General features: G+C 35.9%; 11 protein-coding genes. 4 read left to right on the top strand and 7 right to left on the bottom strand.

The window, feature by feature from the left end:
* Window positions 1-34 precede the first annotated feature (34 nt).
* A complete protein-coding gene (locus K0R77_RS13630) occupies window positions 35-454 on the bottom strand; it encodes an SH3 domain-containing protein (protein WP_300353370.1) in 420 nt (139 codons plus the stop codon).
* 6 nt (window positions 455-460) lie between these two features.
* On the bottom strand, window positions 461-952 hold the full coding sequence (locus K0R77_RS13635) for a BON domain-containing protein (protein ID WP_300353373.1): 492 nt from the start codon (window positions 950-952) through the stop codon (window positions 461-463).
* A 211-nt stretch (window positions 953-1,163) separates the two neighbouring features.
* Between K0R77_RS13635 and K0R77_RS13640 the strand changes: the two genes are divergently transcribed.
* Together K0R77_RS13640 and K0R77_RS13645 are read left to right on the top strand one after the other, a co-directional pair.
* Window positions 1,164-2,414 carry a cation:dicarboxylase symporter family transporter gene (locus tag K0R77_RS13640; RefSeq protein ID WP_300353376.1) on the top strand — a complete coding sequence of 417 codons (1,251 nt, stop codon included), beginning with the start codon at window positions 1,164-1,166 and terminating at the stop codon, window positions 2,412-2,414.
* Between the two features lie 81 nt (window positions 2,415-2,495).
* A complete protein-coding gene (locus K0R77_RS13645) occupies window positions 2,496-3,212 on the top strand; it encodes a phytanoyl-CoA dioxygenase family protein (protein ID WP_300353378.1) in 717 nt (238 codons plus the stop codon).
* 401 nt (window positions 3,213-3,613) lie between these two features.
* Here K0R77_RS13645 and K0R77_RS13650 read toward each other — a convergent pair whose 3' ends face one another.
* Complete coding sequence (locus K0R77_RS13650; RefSeq protein WP_300353381.1) at window positions 3,614-6,424, bottom strand: GH92 family glycosyl hydrolase; 2,811 nt, start codon at window positions 6,422-6,424, stop codon at window positions 3,614-3,616.
* A 127-nt stretch (window positions 6,425-6,551) separates the two neighbouring features.
* On the opposite strand from K0R77_RS13650, the gene K0R77_RS13655 reads away from it, so the two are divergent.
* Complete coding sequence (locus K0R77_RS13655; protein WP_300353384.1) at window positions 6,552-7,655, top strand: Mrp/NBP35 family ATP-binding protein; 1,104 nt, start codon at window positions 6,552-6,554, stop codon at window positions 7,653-7,655.
* 41 nt (window positions 7,656-7,696) lie between these two features.
* Entirely contained in the window at window positions 7,697-7,945 is a 249-nt protein-coding gene (locus K0R77_RS13660; RefSeq protein WP_263004144.1) for a NifU family protein, read from the top strand.
* Window positions 7,946-8,415: 470 nt separating this feature from the next.
* On the opposite strand, the gene K0R77_RS13665 is transcribed toward K0R77_RS13660, so the two are convergent.
* From K0R77_RS13665 to ppk1, 4 genes are all read right to left on the bottom strand, one after another.
* Window positions 8,416-11,481, bottom strand: a complete 3,066-nt coding sequence (locus tag K0R77_RS13665) for a choice-of-anchor I family protein (RefSeq protein WP_300353390.1) — start codon at window positions 11,479-11,481, stop codon at window positions 8,416-8,418.
* Between the two features lie 99 nt (window positions 11,482-11,580).
* Window positions 11,581-12,225: an NAD-dependent epimerase/dehydratase family protein gene (locus K0R77_RS13670; protein ID WP_300353393.1), complete on the bottom strand. Its 645-nt coding sequence runs from the start codon at window positions 12,223-12,225 to the stop codon at window positions 11,581-11,583.
* 491 nt (window positions 12,226-12,716) lie between these two features.
* Window positions 12,717-13,601: an exopolyphosphatase gene (locus K0R77_RS13675; RefSeq protein WP_300353395.1), complete on the bottom strand. Its 885-nt coding sequence runs from the start codon at window positions 13,599-13,601 to the stop codon at window positions 12,717-12,719.
* Window positions 13,602-13,726: 125 nt separating this feature from the next.
* Complete coding sequence (gene ppk1, locus K0R77_RS13680) at window positions 13,727-15,799, bottom strand: polyphosphate kinase 1 (RefSeq protein ID WP_300353398.1); 2,073 nt, start codon at window positions 15,797-15,799, stop codon at window positions 13,727-13,729.
* Window positions 15,800-16,017: the final 218 nt, after the last annotated feature.

Consider the following 16,017-nt stretch of genomic DNA (forward strand, 5'->3'; position numbering starts at 1 on the left):
AAATATTTCTAAAAAGCGTGAGTTTTTGAGAAACTTATGCTCTTAAATATCTTGAGTATGCGTAACCTTCCTGTCCGTCGGCAGTTTTCACTTTCCACCAGTCGTCAGAAGTCTGTTCTACTAATGTTACTGATGAACCTTTTGCCGCTTTACCCACAACAGCAGCTTCCGTGGAAGGCTCTTGTCTGATGTTCAGGTTAGAATCTTCTGTAGCAATAGTTAAAGTTGCTCCTGCTGCTAAACCAGCTACCTGTACATCAATGTTGATGTCTGAAGCTGAGTAAGTAGAATCGATAGCTCCTAAAGCATTCCAAACTGCATCTTTTGCTGCAGTATTAGAAGCGTTTCCCGAAACATAAAGAATTCCGTCCTGCTCCTGAACCTGCAAATTTGAAACTCCCGCAGACTGAGCTGCAGAAACTACACTCGAATATTTATCTTGTAATGTGCTCATCTCTAATTATTTTACAGTGTAATTATAGTTTACTTTTCCAACTTTCAAAGCATCCACAGATTCTTTGATTTTTCTAGCCTGAGCAGAAGATGCAGTTCCTGTAAGCGTCAATTCTCCGTTTACTACTTCCACATTTACAGATGGAAAATCTTTCAAAGCATCTTTTACTTTCTGCTGAACCATAGGATCTACAGCAACAGTAGTTTCTACCGGTGGTGGAGGTGGAGCTACTTCAGCAATAGTTGCCATATCGTGTACGTCTTTTACACCTTTAATTTCTTTAAGAGATTTAATAGCTGCATCTTTTTCAGCTTGCGAAGCAAATGTTCCTCCTAAATGAGCTACACCTTCTTTTACTTCTACAGTTGCTGAAGGATTAGCTGCTACAATTGTCGTTGCTGAAGTTTGCAGATCAGCATCAGAAACTTTCTTTTTGCACGAAATAGATCCAAACGATACTGCCAAAGCTAAGGCAGAAATTGCGATTGTTTTTTTCATAATTGATTTAATTTAATGTTTTTAATTAGACTCAAATGTAATAATAAAATCTATACCATTTATCTAAAAAAAGAATAAATATATCAGAGTTTTACTTTAAACGTTTCATTATCTGTATATTAATTTTTGTTTGGTGAATTTTAAGTAATTTTAACATAAGTTTAGGCTTCAATTGAAAAACCATTATATTTGTGGCAATTGAACTCTATATATGAAAGGACAGAATAAATTATTCATAGCAATCATTATTGCACTTATCGTAGGTGTGGCAATTGGAGGATTTGTACACATTCAATATCCTGAAAGCGCAAAACCATTTTCAGATAATATCAAACTGCTCGGAACCGTTTTCATCAGATTGGTTCAGATGATCATTGCTCCTCTGGTTTTTACCACATTAGTGGTTGGAATTGCCAAAATGAGCGACATCAAAATGATCGGAAGGGTAGGAACAAAAGCGATGCTTTGGTTTATTTCTGCCTCACTGGTTTCGCTTTTCATCGGTTTGATTTTAGTGAATTGGTTAGAGCCGGGTCACGTAACGAAGCTTCCTATTCAGGATGCAGCTTCTGTGGATGAGCTTTTAAAATCAAGCAAAGGTTTTTCAATGGAAGATTTTGTGAAACATATTATTCCTAAAAGTTTATTCGAAGCTTTTGCAACGAATGAAGTCCTTCAGATTGTGGTTTTTTCTATTATGTTTGGGGTTGCTTTGGCTAATTTAGGTGATGAATATGCTCAACCTGTTATCAAATTATTTGACGTTATAGCTCATGCAATTCTGAAAATGGTAGGTTACATTATGTGGTTTGCACCGCTTGGAGTTTTGGGTGCAATTGCGGCAGTCGTTGCAACCAATGGTTTTGAAATCTTTAAAGTCTATGCCATTTATTTAAGAGATTTCTTCTTCGCTATAGCAGTTTTGTGGCTCGTACTTTTAATCGTTGGATATTTAATTTTAGGAAACCGACTTTTTGAATTATTAAGAAGAATAAAATCACCATTATTGATCGCTTTCTCGACGACAAGTTCGGAAGCTGTTTTCCCTAAATTGGTTGAAGAATTGGAAAGATTTGGCTGTAATAATAGAGTAGTGTCATTTATTTTACCTCTAGGATATTCATTCAATCTGGACGGAAGTATGATGTACATGACGTTTGCATCAATTTTCATCGCTCAGATCTACGGAATTGAAATGACTGTCGGACAGCAAATTACCATGCTTTTGGTGTTAATGTTAACCTCAAAAGGAATTGCCGGAGTTCCGAGAGCTTCTTTGGTAATTATCGTGGCAACCTGCTCTATGTTCGGAATTCCGCCGGAAGGAATTGCTTTAATTCTTCCAATTGATCACTTCTGCGATATGGCGAGAAGTATGACGAATGTTTTAGGAAATGCTTTAGCAACTTCAGCCGTTTCAAAATGGGAAGGACAGTTGGATAATCATGGTGGAAATATGTAAAGATATAAGTAATGTGTAATTGGTAATAAGTAATTTGAACACTCTTCAATTTTAATTAAGAACACTAAAGTTTAAATAAAAATGTTGAATTTACCACAACATAAAAATACAATTGCTGATAAAGGATTTTCCGTTATCAGCAATGTTTTTTCTGAGGAAGAAATTGAGAAAATAATTGAAGTCATTCAGAATATTGACACTTCAAAAGATACCTTCAGGAAATCAGAAGATCTTTTTGCGATCAGACAGTTTTTAAAGGAAATTCATGAAGTAAAAGATTTGATTTTTAATGAAAATTTAAAAACGATTATTAAAGAAATTTTTGGCGAAAATTATTTTGTCGTTAAAAGTATTTACTTCGATAAACCAGAAAAATCAAACTGGTACGTGGCTTATCATCAGGATCTGACCATTTCAGTTGATAAAAAAGTTGAACTGGAAAACTTCGGACCCTGGACGACAAAACAAAATCAGTTTGCCGTTCAGCCACCTTTACATATTCTTGAAAATATTTTTACGATAAGAATTCATTTAGACGATACTGATGAGAATAACGGAGCCTTAAAAGTAGTTCCAAAATCTCACGCAAAAGGAATTTACAGACCAGAAAACATCGACTGGAATGTTGAGGCAGAAAATATTTGCAACGTAGAAAAAGGTGGTATTATGATCATGAAACCACTGCTTCTACATGGTTCGAACCGAACAACAAACGGAAAGAAAAGAAGAGTGATTCATATCGAATTTTCAGATAAAGAGCTTCCTGAAGAATTGAATTGGTCGGAGAAGATGAATTGATTTTATTTTATTTAAGTTTGAATCTAATACTTTAATTATTTAAGATTTGCAGATATAAAAAAAAATATTGATTTGACAAGAAATGCTAATCCTAATTTAGACTTTTGGAATTATTTATTAGAATGATTCTTTTGGGCAGCTGAGATTCCTCCGGAATGACAAACTTTGCAGTAAATTGGAAAATCAGAAGAGCCTTTGTCATTCCGGAGGAATCTTAACAACGTCTGTATTTAAATAATAATGTGAAGATTCCTCCAAAATCGCAGATTCGACGAAGTCAATGACAAACCTTTGGTCCATTTATTTCATTATTGCTCTAAACCGATAATCATAAATAAATAAATAAATAAATAAACCTCTTCCAAATCGAAAGAGGTTTATTTATTAAAAAAAAATCAGTCTTACTTCACAGAAATCTCATCCACAAAAATGTAAGCATCACCACCTGCACCTTGATGCCATTCCGGAAGTTTACCGAAGTGATATGCTTTTACCTTAAGATAACGGGCTTCTGTCGGAAGAACTTCAGTCGAGAAATTTTTCACCTGAACTTTTTCGTCTTTAGCATCAATGTCATTTTCCAAAGTTTTTAGAAGAATAAAAGTTTTACCATCCATTGATGCATAATATTCCACTTTTTTAGGCATTAAAATCCATGCGCGGCTGTCCTGTAAGTACGTTGAAGAAATCTGACTGATCTGTTGGGGAGACTTAAAATCAATAATTGCTTCCACAGTTTGCCCTTGGTAACCCTGCCATTCTCCTTTTCTCCAATTGGTATCACCGTTGATTCCGTCAATTAAAGAGAACTTTCCGCCTGCTGTGTATTGAGGATTAACGTTGGCATTGATGGTAATATCCCAATGATTGGGTCTTCTGTTAAAATTCGCAGTCGTAATGCCGCTTTTCTCGCCATTTCTTTCAGCATATGTAGAAACTTGCGTTGTTTTATTGATGGTAAATGGTTCTTTGTAGACTTTAAACGTTTTTCTCACATTGGCGTCATTTTCATCCATCGTTATGTAATAGACTTTATCTTTTTCGTTCAACGGTGTGATTTTTACCTGAGTGGTAAAATCAAAAAGTCTGTCAGCAGCGATTACCGGAGAAGCAGTTTGTTCAGGATATTTTAAATCTTTTGCAACTTTTACATTTTCAAAACCTAAATGTTTAAGTTCACTTTTCGGAGTGTTTTTAGTAATAATTCTAGTCGTTCCATCTTCGAGATGTAATTTAATTTCATCAAAATAAGGTGTCACCGTTTCCCATTCAGGTTTCCCCGGAGTTACAGCATAAATTCCCATAGAACTCAAAATAAACCATGCACTCATCTGTCCACAATCTTCATTTCCAATCAATCCATCTGGCGAATTTTTGTAGAAATTATCAAGAATATATTTGATTTTCGCTTCCGTTTTTTGTGGTTTATCAACGAAATTATAAAGGTAAGCAATGTGATGACTCGGCTCATTTCCTTGTGCATACTGTCCCATTAATCCTGTAATATCTACTTGTTCTCTTCCTGTTGTTTTATCAGAAGCAGAGAAAATCGCATCAATGAATTGTTCAAATTTTTCTTTTCCGCCATGTACTTCGATCAATCCCGGAATATCCTGCGGAACGGAGTATGAGTAATGCCACGAATTTCCTTCCGTATAATTGTTGTTCACTTCACTTGGATCAAACGGTTCATACCAGTTTCCGTTCTTTCTTGCCTGCATAAAACCGTTTTTCGGATTGTAAAGGTTTTTCCAATTTTGAGAACGTTTCATGAAGTATTCGTAATCTTCTTTTTTGTTTAAAATTTTTGCCATTTGAGCAATACACCAGTCATCATAGGCATATTCTACAGTTTTAGAAACGCTTTCATGCTCATCATCAATGCTGATGTAGTTGTTCTGTTTGTAAGCGTTTAACCCAAAAAGATCCTTCATTGCCGAATTTTTTGAAGCTTCAAACGCTTTTTCATAATCAAAACCTGTAATTCCTTTTGCCATCGCATCTGCAATCACAGAAACGCCATGGTAACCAATCATACATTCCGTTTCATTGGAAGCCAGTTCCCAAACAGGAATTCTTCCGCCTTGTTCACGTTGTTTAATGAAAGTGTTGATGAAATCTGCCGTTCTTTTTCTGTCGATTAAAGTCATCAAAGGATGCGCTCCTCTGAAAGTATCCCAAAGCGAGAAAACGGAGTAGTATCCAAAATCTTTCGCCATGTAAAATTTGTTATCTCTTCCACGATATTTTCCGTCAACATCCATATTGATATTGGGTTGCGTGAAAACGTGGTATAAAGCCGTGTAGAAAACGGTAAGTTTATCTTTGTCAGAAGATTTTACTTCAATTTTTGAAAGTTCTTTGTTCCAATCTGCTTCGGCTTGTTTTTTAATGATTTCAAAATCATTTGAATTTCCTTCAGCCAGCATGTTTTTTCCTGCACCTTCGTAATCTGTAGGAGAAATTGAAACTTTTACGAGAATTTTCTCGCCTTTTTTGACCTTTGTCGAAAACGCCATCTTCCGTTCAGTCAATTTCTCAGTTACAAAACCTATTTGTGGATTTTCTGTTCCTTTCACATTCCTGCTCCAAGGCATCGGTTTAGAAAACTCAATTCTTGCATAGATATATTGGTTTGTCGCCCAGGCTTCACTTCTTCTAAAAACCTCAATCGTTTTATCATCGATAATTTTAACTTCACCTTCCAACAATTTATCTCTGTGATTTAAATCTAAAATAATATTGGCGTTTCCGGCTTTGTTAAATGTGTACTCGTGATAACCAACCCTTTTTGTTGTGGTTAAACGTACATCGATGTTGTGTTTGTCTAATTTAACCGAATAAAATCCAGCCGTTGCTTTCTCGTTTTTGTGTGAAAATTTTGATGAATATTCTTTTGGAGTCAGTCCCGGATTTCCCATTGTCGGCATCAACATAATGTCTCCGTAATCAGAAACTCCCGTTCCATTTAAGTGTGTATGTGAAAATCCATAAATTACCGAATCTGAATAATGATAACCACTGCAGCCGTCCCAACTTCCGTCAATTCTTGTATCGGGAGAAAGCTGAACCATCCCGAAAGGGACGATGGCGCCGGGAAAAGTATGACCGTGACCGCCTGTTCCAATGAAAGGATTCACGTATTGCGAATAATTTTGTGAAAATAAATTATGGCTAATCAATCCTAAAAGAATGAAGAAAAATTTTTGCATGAGTTTAAAATTAAAATCCCCCTAAAATACTACAATAATTCGTTCCACAAAAGAATTTATCTATCGCCATCTTTATTGATTCTAAATAGCTAAAATTTCCGTAAATTTGTTGACAATTTATATTTTTATGTTGACTAAAGAAAAGGTTCAGGATTTCCTTAAAGAAATAGAAGTAGATGATTTGGTGAGTAACTTTCAGGTAATGGGCAGCGATGTGTATATTGACATGACCGCTCATTCACCGGCAATGCACGAAAAAAAGAAGCTTGAGGCAGCAATGAAACAGGCTTTTGCAAGTGAATTTGGAGAAGAAATTAATTTAAAATTAAAAATAGTTTCTCCCGAGCCGAGCGAAGTTCAGCTAAGTCAGATTAAAGGAAAACAAATTCCTGGAATTCAAAATATTATCGCCATCGCATCCGGAAAGGGTGGTGTTGGTAAGTCTACGGTTGCTGCCAATCTTGCCGTGACTTTAGCAAAAATGGGTTTTAAAGTTGGAATTTTAGATGCCGATATTTACGGACCGTCTGTTCCGACAATGTTTGACACAGAAGGTCAAAAGCCAATTTCTGTTGACGTCAACGGAAAAAGCTTAATGAAGCCTATCGAAAATTACGGTGTGAAAATGCTTTCCATCGGATATTTTTCAGGAGCAAACCAGGCGGTAGTCTGGAGAGGTCCAATGGCTTCAAAAGCCTTAAACCAGATGATCAGAGATGCGGCTTGGGGAGAATTGGATTTCTTGTTGATTGACCTTCCTCCGGGAACGGGTGATATTCATTTATCAATCATTCAGGAAGTTCCGGTAACGGGAGCGGTGATTGTAAGTACACCTCAACACGTTGCTTTGGCGGATGTTAGAAAAGGAATTGCAATGTTCCAGATGGAAAGTATCAACATTCCGGTACTTGGATTGATAGAAAACATGGCGTATTTTACACCGGAAGAATTACCTGACAATAAATATTATATCTTTGGAAACCAGGGAGCACAATATTTAGCTGAAGATTTGAACATTCCTGTTTTGGGTGAAATTCCATTGATTCAGAGCATTAGAGAAGCGGGAGACGTAGGAAGACCTGCAGCGCTTCAGGAAAATTCAAAAATTGCAGAAATCTATGTAGAGACTGCAAGAAAAATGGTTGAGAGTCTAGTAGAAAGGAATAAATTTCTACCGCCTACAGAAGCCGTGAAAATCACGACTATGGCAGGTTGCTCACCAAAAAAATAAATAATGATTTCAAATTAATTTTTGAAAAACCAAATTCAAATATGGAGACAAATATAGCACACGAACAAACTGTAACTAAGGTAATGGAAGCTCTTGAAAGCATTCGTCCGTTTCTGAACAAAGACGGTGGAGATATTGAGTTGATTGATGTGAAAGAAGATACTGTTTATGTAAAGCTTTTGGGAAACTGCTCTGGCTGTTCTCTGAACTTTTCAACCCTGAAACTGGGTGTAGAAAATACCATTAAACAACACGCTCCTGAGATTACGAAAGTAGTGAACGTAGAATAAAAAATACCTAATATATTTTTTGAAGACAGGCTTTTAGTCTGTCTTTTTTTGCTTTTAACAAAATCGTTTTTGTTCTGAAAAGTGTGGTTTTGGTTGATTAGTGATCTGTTTTGGTCTCACACTGGGAATTTTACCTTCCGAACCGAAAATTTCTGCTTCAGGATAAACTTGTTTAGGTATTGTATCGAATTTTTTTGGTTTTGAACGATATTCTTTCGGTCTTTTACTCTATCGTTTCGGTTGTTTAGAGGTTGGTTTCGGTTATTAACCGAAAAATATACGTTATGAACCAGAAACTTTAGGTATTGAACCGAATCGTTTATGTTTAGAACCGAATCTTATTATTAAATAACCGTATTGTATAAATGAAAACCACAGGCTAAACCTTGACAAGGTTGACTGCACAAGATTTACTTAAACAAAAAAGCCCCGGAAAAACCGAGGCTACATTAAAATCAAATATATAAAAGTTACTTTACAATTACTCTTTTTACCTGTCCTTCAGAAGTTTTGATTAAATAAACTCCTGTTGATAATTTTGAAGTATCAATCGTCAAAGCATTCTTTTCTTTTCCAAGTAATTTTCCAGACATATCGTACAATTCATAACCTTGAGCTCTGTTAAAATACAATATATTTCCTTTGTTTACAGGATTCGGGAAGATATTGAATGTTGCTTTTTCAGTTTTCACTTCTCCTGTAGATAAAGTTGGGGAAGGAGCAACTTCGTACATTGATAAAGTTCCGCTGATTTCGTTGGCAACAATTACATAGCCTTTTCCTGTTGTTGTATTTTGAGGAGCGATGTATGTAATTCCTTCCGGACCGTTATCACCTCCAAATGCAGAAGTGCTTCTGGAATGCTTGTAATCTGTAAATGTTACATTGTTGGGATCTGTTACGTTGTATACCATGACACCTCCCGTTCTTTCTAATGTGATGAAGGCGAAAGTTTGTCCGTTGATCGTTCCTAAAGTTACGCCTTCAGGTTCCGGACCTTTTGCACGGCTTCTTGCTTTTGCGCCGTTTGCTTCATTATCAGCGTTGAAAATTAATGGATGATTGGCTGCAGTATATCTTTCAAACTGATCTCCGCTGTCATAAACGATTTGTTTTGTGTCAGCATTGAAGATTGAGAACGAACGAGCTCCCAAAGCATGAATTTCCTCATATTCTGCATCGGCATCTGTATTTCCGTTCACACTTGTTACTCTGAATCTTCCTAAATTATTTGAAGATTTTAAAATTGAAGCATTTGGGAAAACTGTTGAATCTAAACCGTAAGTTGCGGCACCCACAGTAGTTCTTTCGCTGAATCCTCCCAAATCTTTTTCATCTCCTTCGTTGGCTGTAACGATATAGTTTGTATTTCCTACTTGATAAGATGCCATTGCATCCGGATTGTAATAAGCTTTTACAGGCCAGTTGGCGATTAATATTTCTCCGTTGTTATCAGAAGCATCAAAACCGTTTCCTGGAAGACTCATGTCTTTTTTACCTAATCCCCAAATGTTGGTAAGTGTTTTTGTAGCTAAATTTACCTCAATCACGGCATTGTTTTCCTGACAAGAAACCCAGGCTTTTTGGTTATCTGCGCTGATTGCGATGTATTCAGGTTCAAGATCCTGAGCCAAAGTGCTTGTAGATTTTACTTTTCTTACTCCTGAAGCAGCCAATGTTGCTTCCTGACCGTTAAACTGAGTAAATCCAAGTGTAGTTACATTCGTTTGTGTTAATGCCTGAATTCCAGCAACAGTTAATGAAGGAATGTCAATAATACTGATCGAGCCTTCCGGATCAACTGTGTATGCATCGTTTGGTTCGCCTTCATTCGCCGTCATTACTTTTGTTCCGTCCGGTGAAAAAGTAATCATATCCGGTAAAACTCCTACAGAAACCTGCTTCAGGAAAGTCCCGTTAATATCGAAGAAAACAACAGATCCATTGCTTTGTGCATTGGTTCCGTTTGGAGAAGCTACTGCAATTATTCCGTTTTTCACGGCGATACTTGTGATTCCACCGTAAGGAAGCATATTTACTGTACTAATTACAGTTGGTGCAAGTGGATTGGCAAAATTGATGATGTCGAAAACATCTGTTAAAGAACTGATTGTGAAAAGTCTTTGTGTTGCAGGATCGTGAACTACAATTTCTGTTGAGCTTGTGCTATTTCCTGAAGGGTCAAAGCTTCCGATATAATTTAACTGAACCTGATTTGATGCAACCGGAGCTGCTTTATCATTATCAACAATATAAACAGTAGATAAGGCTTCACCGGAAATGGTTGCTCCAACAGGATTTTCAAGACTTAAAACAAAATATTCAGCCATTTGTTCTTCCAAAGTATCATCAATAATTGGAATATTAACCGTAACGCTTGTCGTTGCCGGAGTAATATTAATGGTTTGATTTGCTAAAGTAAAATCACTGGTGTTTGCTGTATTAAAAGGTGCAGGTTTTACAACCAGATTCACCGTTGCATTTGAAGGATTGTTAACATTGATCTTAAATGCCAACGTTCCTGAATTTTCGTTAACCTTTACAAATGTTTTATCTAATGAAATTGATGTTCCTGCCGTAGTGAAAGTTGTAGAAGTTGCCGTTGTCACTGCATTATCACTTGTGTCTTCTACCATATTTGGTTTTAATGCTAAATAATACGCCTGATTCGGAACCAAACCTCCAGTAGGAATTACCGTAATCTGATTATTAGCAAAAGTTGTAGTGAAAGGAACAACTGCTCCTGTTGCATTGCTTAATCTTAATTCGATTAAATTTTGAGCATTTGCGGCGGTAATTGCTGAGTTGTCAAGCAGTCTTACATTTTCGTTAAATGTAATGGTAGGATTTGTTGTTGTAGAAGCGTTGTTTACATTATTCGCAGGCAAATAGGTCACAGTGGGTGGAGTAGTGTCAACTCCACCAACTGCCGTTGCGTCAACCGTGAAATTGTCAAAACGATTGTTTCCTACATTTCCTCCTGCTCCTGTTGCGAACTGAACTTTAAGTTTAAAATTAGGGTTGTTTGATGCTCCCGAAATTGTTGAAAAATCAAAAGTAACCAGTTGCGGATTGGCATCTAAAGTAGTAACGGTTTGATAGGGTATAAAAGTAGTTCCGTCCAAAGAATAAGACCACGATTGCGTTCCAGCTCCCGAACCAGACCTTCTTGTTGTAAATTTTACAACCACATTATTATATCCAGTGGTTGGTAAATTAAATTGTACATTCCCGTTGATCGGATAATTGTATCTCAAATGTGTACCTGAAGGGTCTCCGTTTCTTGCGTTTAAATTCTCAACATTAAAGTTTTGTGATGTTCCTCCTGCAAAATCAATGAAAGTATCTGTATTTCCCGTTCCTGTTGAAACCGCAGTGATAGATCCGTTTAAAAGCGTTGAAGTGGGAGCTGTAATAGCTGCAACTGAAGCGTTGTTGTTAAAATTCCAGTAATGAATCAAAGTCTGTCCGGAAACTGCGCCATGAAACAACGCAGCAATGGGTAATAAACTTCTTAAAAGGTATTTGTTCCTCATTTTTACAATATTTAGATTGTTGCAAAAATGAAGATTATTCTCTGTGAGGGTTTTAATTAAACTTTAACAAATGATTAATTGTGTGTATCAAATCCTGAATCAGTTTGCCAGATTTTTAATGTCTTCGATTTCCAGAACAGATTCGGGGTAACCTCGTTTTACGACATTAATCATTGCTTCTCCGACCTGATGTAGCGATAATGTTTTTGAAGGCGAAATCATCGGGAAAAACCAGACGAAAGGTTTGAAAAGCATTTTTACGTTTTTTTGACCTTCAACCGGTTTCATAAACCCCGGACGGAAATTGTAGACCGCTTTAAAACCAAGTTTCTGTAAATTATTTTCGGTTTTTCCTTTTACTCTTGCCCACATGAATTTTCCATTTTCGGAGCTGTCTGTGTAAACTCCTGACACAAAATTGAAAGTGCTTTCAGGGTTTTGATTTAAAACTGCTTTTGCAAAATGTAGTGTTGTATCATAAGTAATTTTGGTGTAATCTTGTTCGTTCATTCCCATGCTGCTGATTCCTGCGCAGAAAAAACATGCGTCGTAACCTTTTAAATTTTCGTCGTTAAGGTTTATTTTTAAAAAATCAGGGACGAGATATTCTTTCAGCTTTGCATGTTTTTTCCCGGATGGTTTTCTGCTGACGCTCAGGATTTCAAAAACATCAGGATTTTCAAGACATTCCATTAACACTCCTTCACCTACCATTCCTGTTGCTCCTGTGAGAATTACTTTCATTTAAGTTTATTTTTTAGTTGTTTTGAATGACGTTTGTTTCTTTAGAATTACTTTAATAATAGAGTACGATTAATGAAAATTTAAATCTGATATGTGAAGATTATGCTTATAAAAATTATAAAGTTAACCTGAATTTCTGTTTATTGGTTCGTCACTTCGAGTAGATTTTGAAAAAATCGTATCGAGAAGTTTTTGATTGATGGGCTGTCTGCAGTTCACAAAATTCTCGATACAAAATTCTTTTAGAATTTTTACTCGAACTGACGATAGTTTAAAATTATCTTATCCAGATTTAAGGACTGTAAGACTTCTTGTGAATTGGAAACGATCATTTTTAGCCCCGATTGAAGTGGCATCCTTTTTTGCAGTTTTCTGAGCGTAGCCGATGGAAACTGCAAAAAAGATATAACGGAAAGCGGGATTAAGCTTCTGAAAAAATCCGGTCACAAAAAATGCAGCCGGCTAGTATGTTAAATCAAAGATCCAGATAATTATTTTTCCCCGGAAACCCTCTCATAAATATTGTGAATCAATCCATCCGCAACCGAGATCTTTGGAACATATATTTTGTTGATTTCTGCCCAATGCATCACGAAGTTGTAGATTTTCAAGGCATGTACCAAAACATCTGCTCTGTCTTCACGGAAACCATATTTTGTCATTCTTTCTTCAACGGTAAGATCGTTGAATTCTTTGTAAGCTTTCTTCAGATAAGCAATAGACATTGGTTTTCCGTCTTTGGTTTTGCTCATTGAGAAGACTTTGTTGATGTTTCCGCCGGAACCAATGGCAACGATCTGTTTTTTGCTGCTGATGTTGGCTTTTATTTCTTCTTTCATTTCTTGCCAGTTGTCTTCTGTTACGAGATTGTTGAGAAGGCGGATGGTTCCAATGTTGAAAGATTTTTCGTAAATCATTGTATCATTTTCATAGAACGTCAACTCGGTAGAACCACCGCCAACATCTACATATAGATAAGCGAAGTCTTTGTCGAGACCTTCTGCAACGTGGTTTTCGTAAACTAAAGTCGCTTCTTCATCTCCCGAAATGATTTCGATATTGATTTCTGAAGTATTTTTCACTTTTTCAATGATGTCTTTTCCGTTGGAAGCATCACGCATTGCGCTTGTAGCACAGGCTCTGTAATGTTCTACTTTGTACACTTTCATCAGATCGCTGAAAATCTTCATTGAATCTAAGACCATTTTTTCTCTTTCTTCACCAATTTTTCCGAGGGTGAAAACATCCATCCCTAATCGTAGAGGAATTCGCAGGAGATTTAATTTAATAAATTCAGGCTTTCCGTTTTGAATTTTTACCTCGTTGATTAAAAGTCGGGCTGCATTACTTCCTATGTCTATCGCTGCAATGATCATTCTTGGGGTTTGTATTTTATTGAATTTCAGTAATTTGATTGAAAATGTAATGTTTTTTAAAAGTCGAATTTACAAAAATAATTTCTTTAAGTTATTTAGATGACCTTTAAAACCTCTTTCGGCAGTTATTTTCCTGTTGTTTTTGCTTTTAGGTAATTATAGGTTTCTATTTGTGATCGACATTCTTTTTGGTCATTGCTGATGTATTCGTTGCTCAGTTTCTTATCTAAAATCCTTGCTTTTACATTATCCCTCAACTGAATGTCAAGAATATCTCTCAATTCTTTTTTAAGATTTTTATCGGTGATTTTTGCAGCAGCTTCTATTCTGTAATCCAGGTTTCTGTTCATCCAATCGGCTGAAGAAATATATATATCTTCTGCACCTTTGTTATAGAAATACATTACCCTTGCATGTTCAAGATATTCATCAACAATACTGATCGCTTTTATTTTTTGCTTAAAATCTTTCTGATTGATGGCGCAGTAAATACCTCTCACAATAACTCTTATCACGACACCGGCTTCTGCTGCTTCGTACATTTTCAGAATAAGACCACGATCACTGACTGAGTTGGCTTTGATGATCATTTCGGCTTTACGTCCAGCTTTTGCCTCTTCAATTTCTTTATCAATATGCTGTACAATTTTTTCACGCATAAACTGTGGACAGACCAACAGGTGTTTACAGGTTTTTAAAACCGACAAATAATCTTCCTTTGGTTTCTTAAGTACAGTGAAAACTTTATTGATATCTGCCATTACCCCTCTGTCGGAAGTCATGATGAGATGGTCTCCATAGATTCTTGCAGTTTTTTCATTAAAGTTTCCGGTGCTGATAAATCCGTATTGAAGTGTTTTATTATGAACTCTTTTTTTGATCACACAAAGCTTCGCATGAACTTTTTTGTCAGGAATTCCGATTAAAACCGTAATTCCTTCAGGTTCCAGCATTTCTTTCCACTCAAGATTTGATTCTTCGTCAAATCTTGCCTGAAGCTCGAGCATCACCGTGACATCTTTTCCGTTTCTTGCAGCGTAAATCAATGCATTAATGATTTTTGAACTGCTTGCCAAACGATATGCCGTAATCTGAATTGATTTTACATCAGGGTCCATCGCAGCTTCACGCAGAAGATCAATAACAGGAGTGTATGTGTGATATGGAAAACTTAATAAAACGTCTTGTTTCAAAATAACATCCGTCACTCTTTCGCCGTGTTCAAAAGCAGGATGGGTGAATGAAGTTCTCTCAATAGGCTTTTTGTAATATTCAAAAACATCCGGGAAATCCATAAAATGTTTGAAGTTATGAATTTTTCCGCCGGGAATGATGCTGTCTTTTTTACTTAAATTTAATTTTCGGATCAGTAACTCAAGCAGAGCTTTATCCATATCTTTATCAAAAACAAAACGGGTAGGTTTACCTTTTCGTCTGTTTTTAAGACCTTTTTCTATTTTTTCTGCGAAATTTGTTCTGATGTCATTATCGATGTCCATTTCTGCATCTTTGGTTACTTTAAATGCATTGGCAGAAAACTCGTCATATCCGAAATAAGAGAAAATATGTGGGAGATTGAAAGTAATAACATCTTCCAAAAGCATAACATTTTTTTCCTCTAAATCTTCTGTAGGTAACAAAACAAATCTTCCCACAAAACGTGAAGGAATCTCAATAATGGCATAATTGCTGTGGTACTGCCAGTCTTTTTTTCTCATTGCCACACCCAGATACAAACTTTTATCTCTGTAATAAGGCATTGGTGTATTTTCATGAAGTAGAATAGGGATCACATTAGATTCTACCACTTCATCAAAATATTGTCTTACAAATTCTTTCTGTTTTGCAGTCAGGTTTTTTGCAGTTTTGATGAAAACTTTCTGCTCTGCCATTTCAACCTGAATTTTTTTCCAGGTTTTGTCGAAATCGGCTTGTTGTGTGATGACAATTTCGTTGATTCTCTGAAGAATTTTTGATGGTGGCTGATAAAATGATTCTGCAATCACTTTTTCTTTAAAATCCATTGCGCGTTTCAATCCTGCAACACGCACTCTAAAAAATTCATCTAAATTATTTGAGAAAATCCCGAGAAATCTGATTCTGAGATGCAAAGGTACTTTTTCGTCCATTGCTTCCTGTAAAACTCTTTCATTAAACGCTAACCAGGTAATATCTCTGGGATTAAAATGTACTGACATACGTATTCATAAAATTTATCAAAAATACTAATAAAAACAGTTCTTTTATTTGATTTTAAAGTTAATTCTTAATTAAATTTTTAGTTGAAAAAACAGCATATAAATAGAAAAAACAGATTTTATCAAATCCAATGTATTACTTATATATTTTTAAAATTAATTAAAGCTATTAAACATTCATTGCAGGACAGAATGATAATATTTTTCCTCAAAATTTA

Origin of the sequence: Chryseobacterium sp., from assembly GCF_029240215.1 — a bacterium.
In the GTDB taxonomy this organism is placed as follows: Bacteria; Bacteroidota; Bacteroidia; order Flavobacteriales; family Weeksellaceae; genus Chryseobacterium.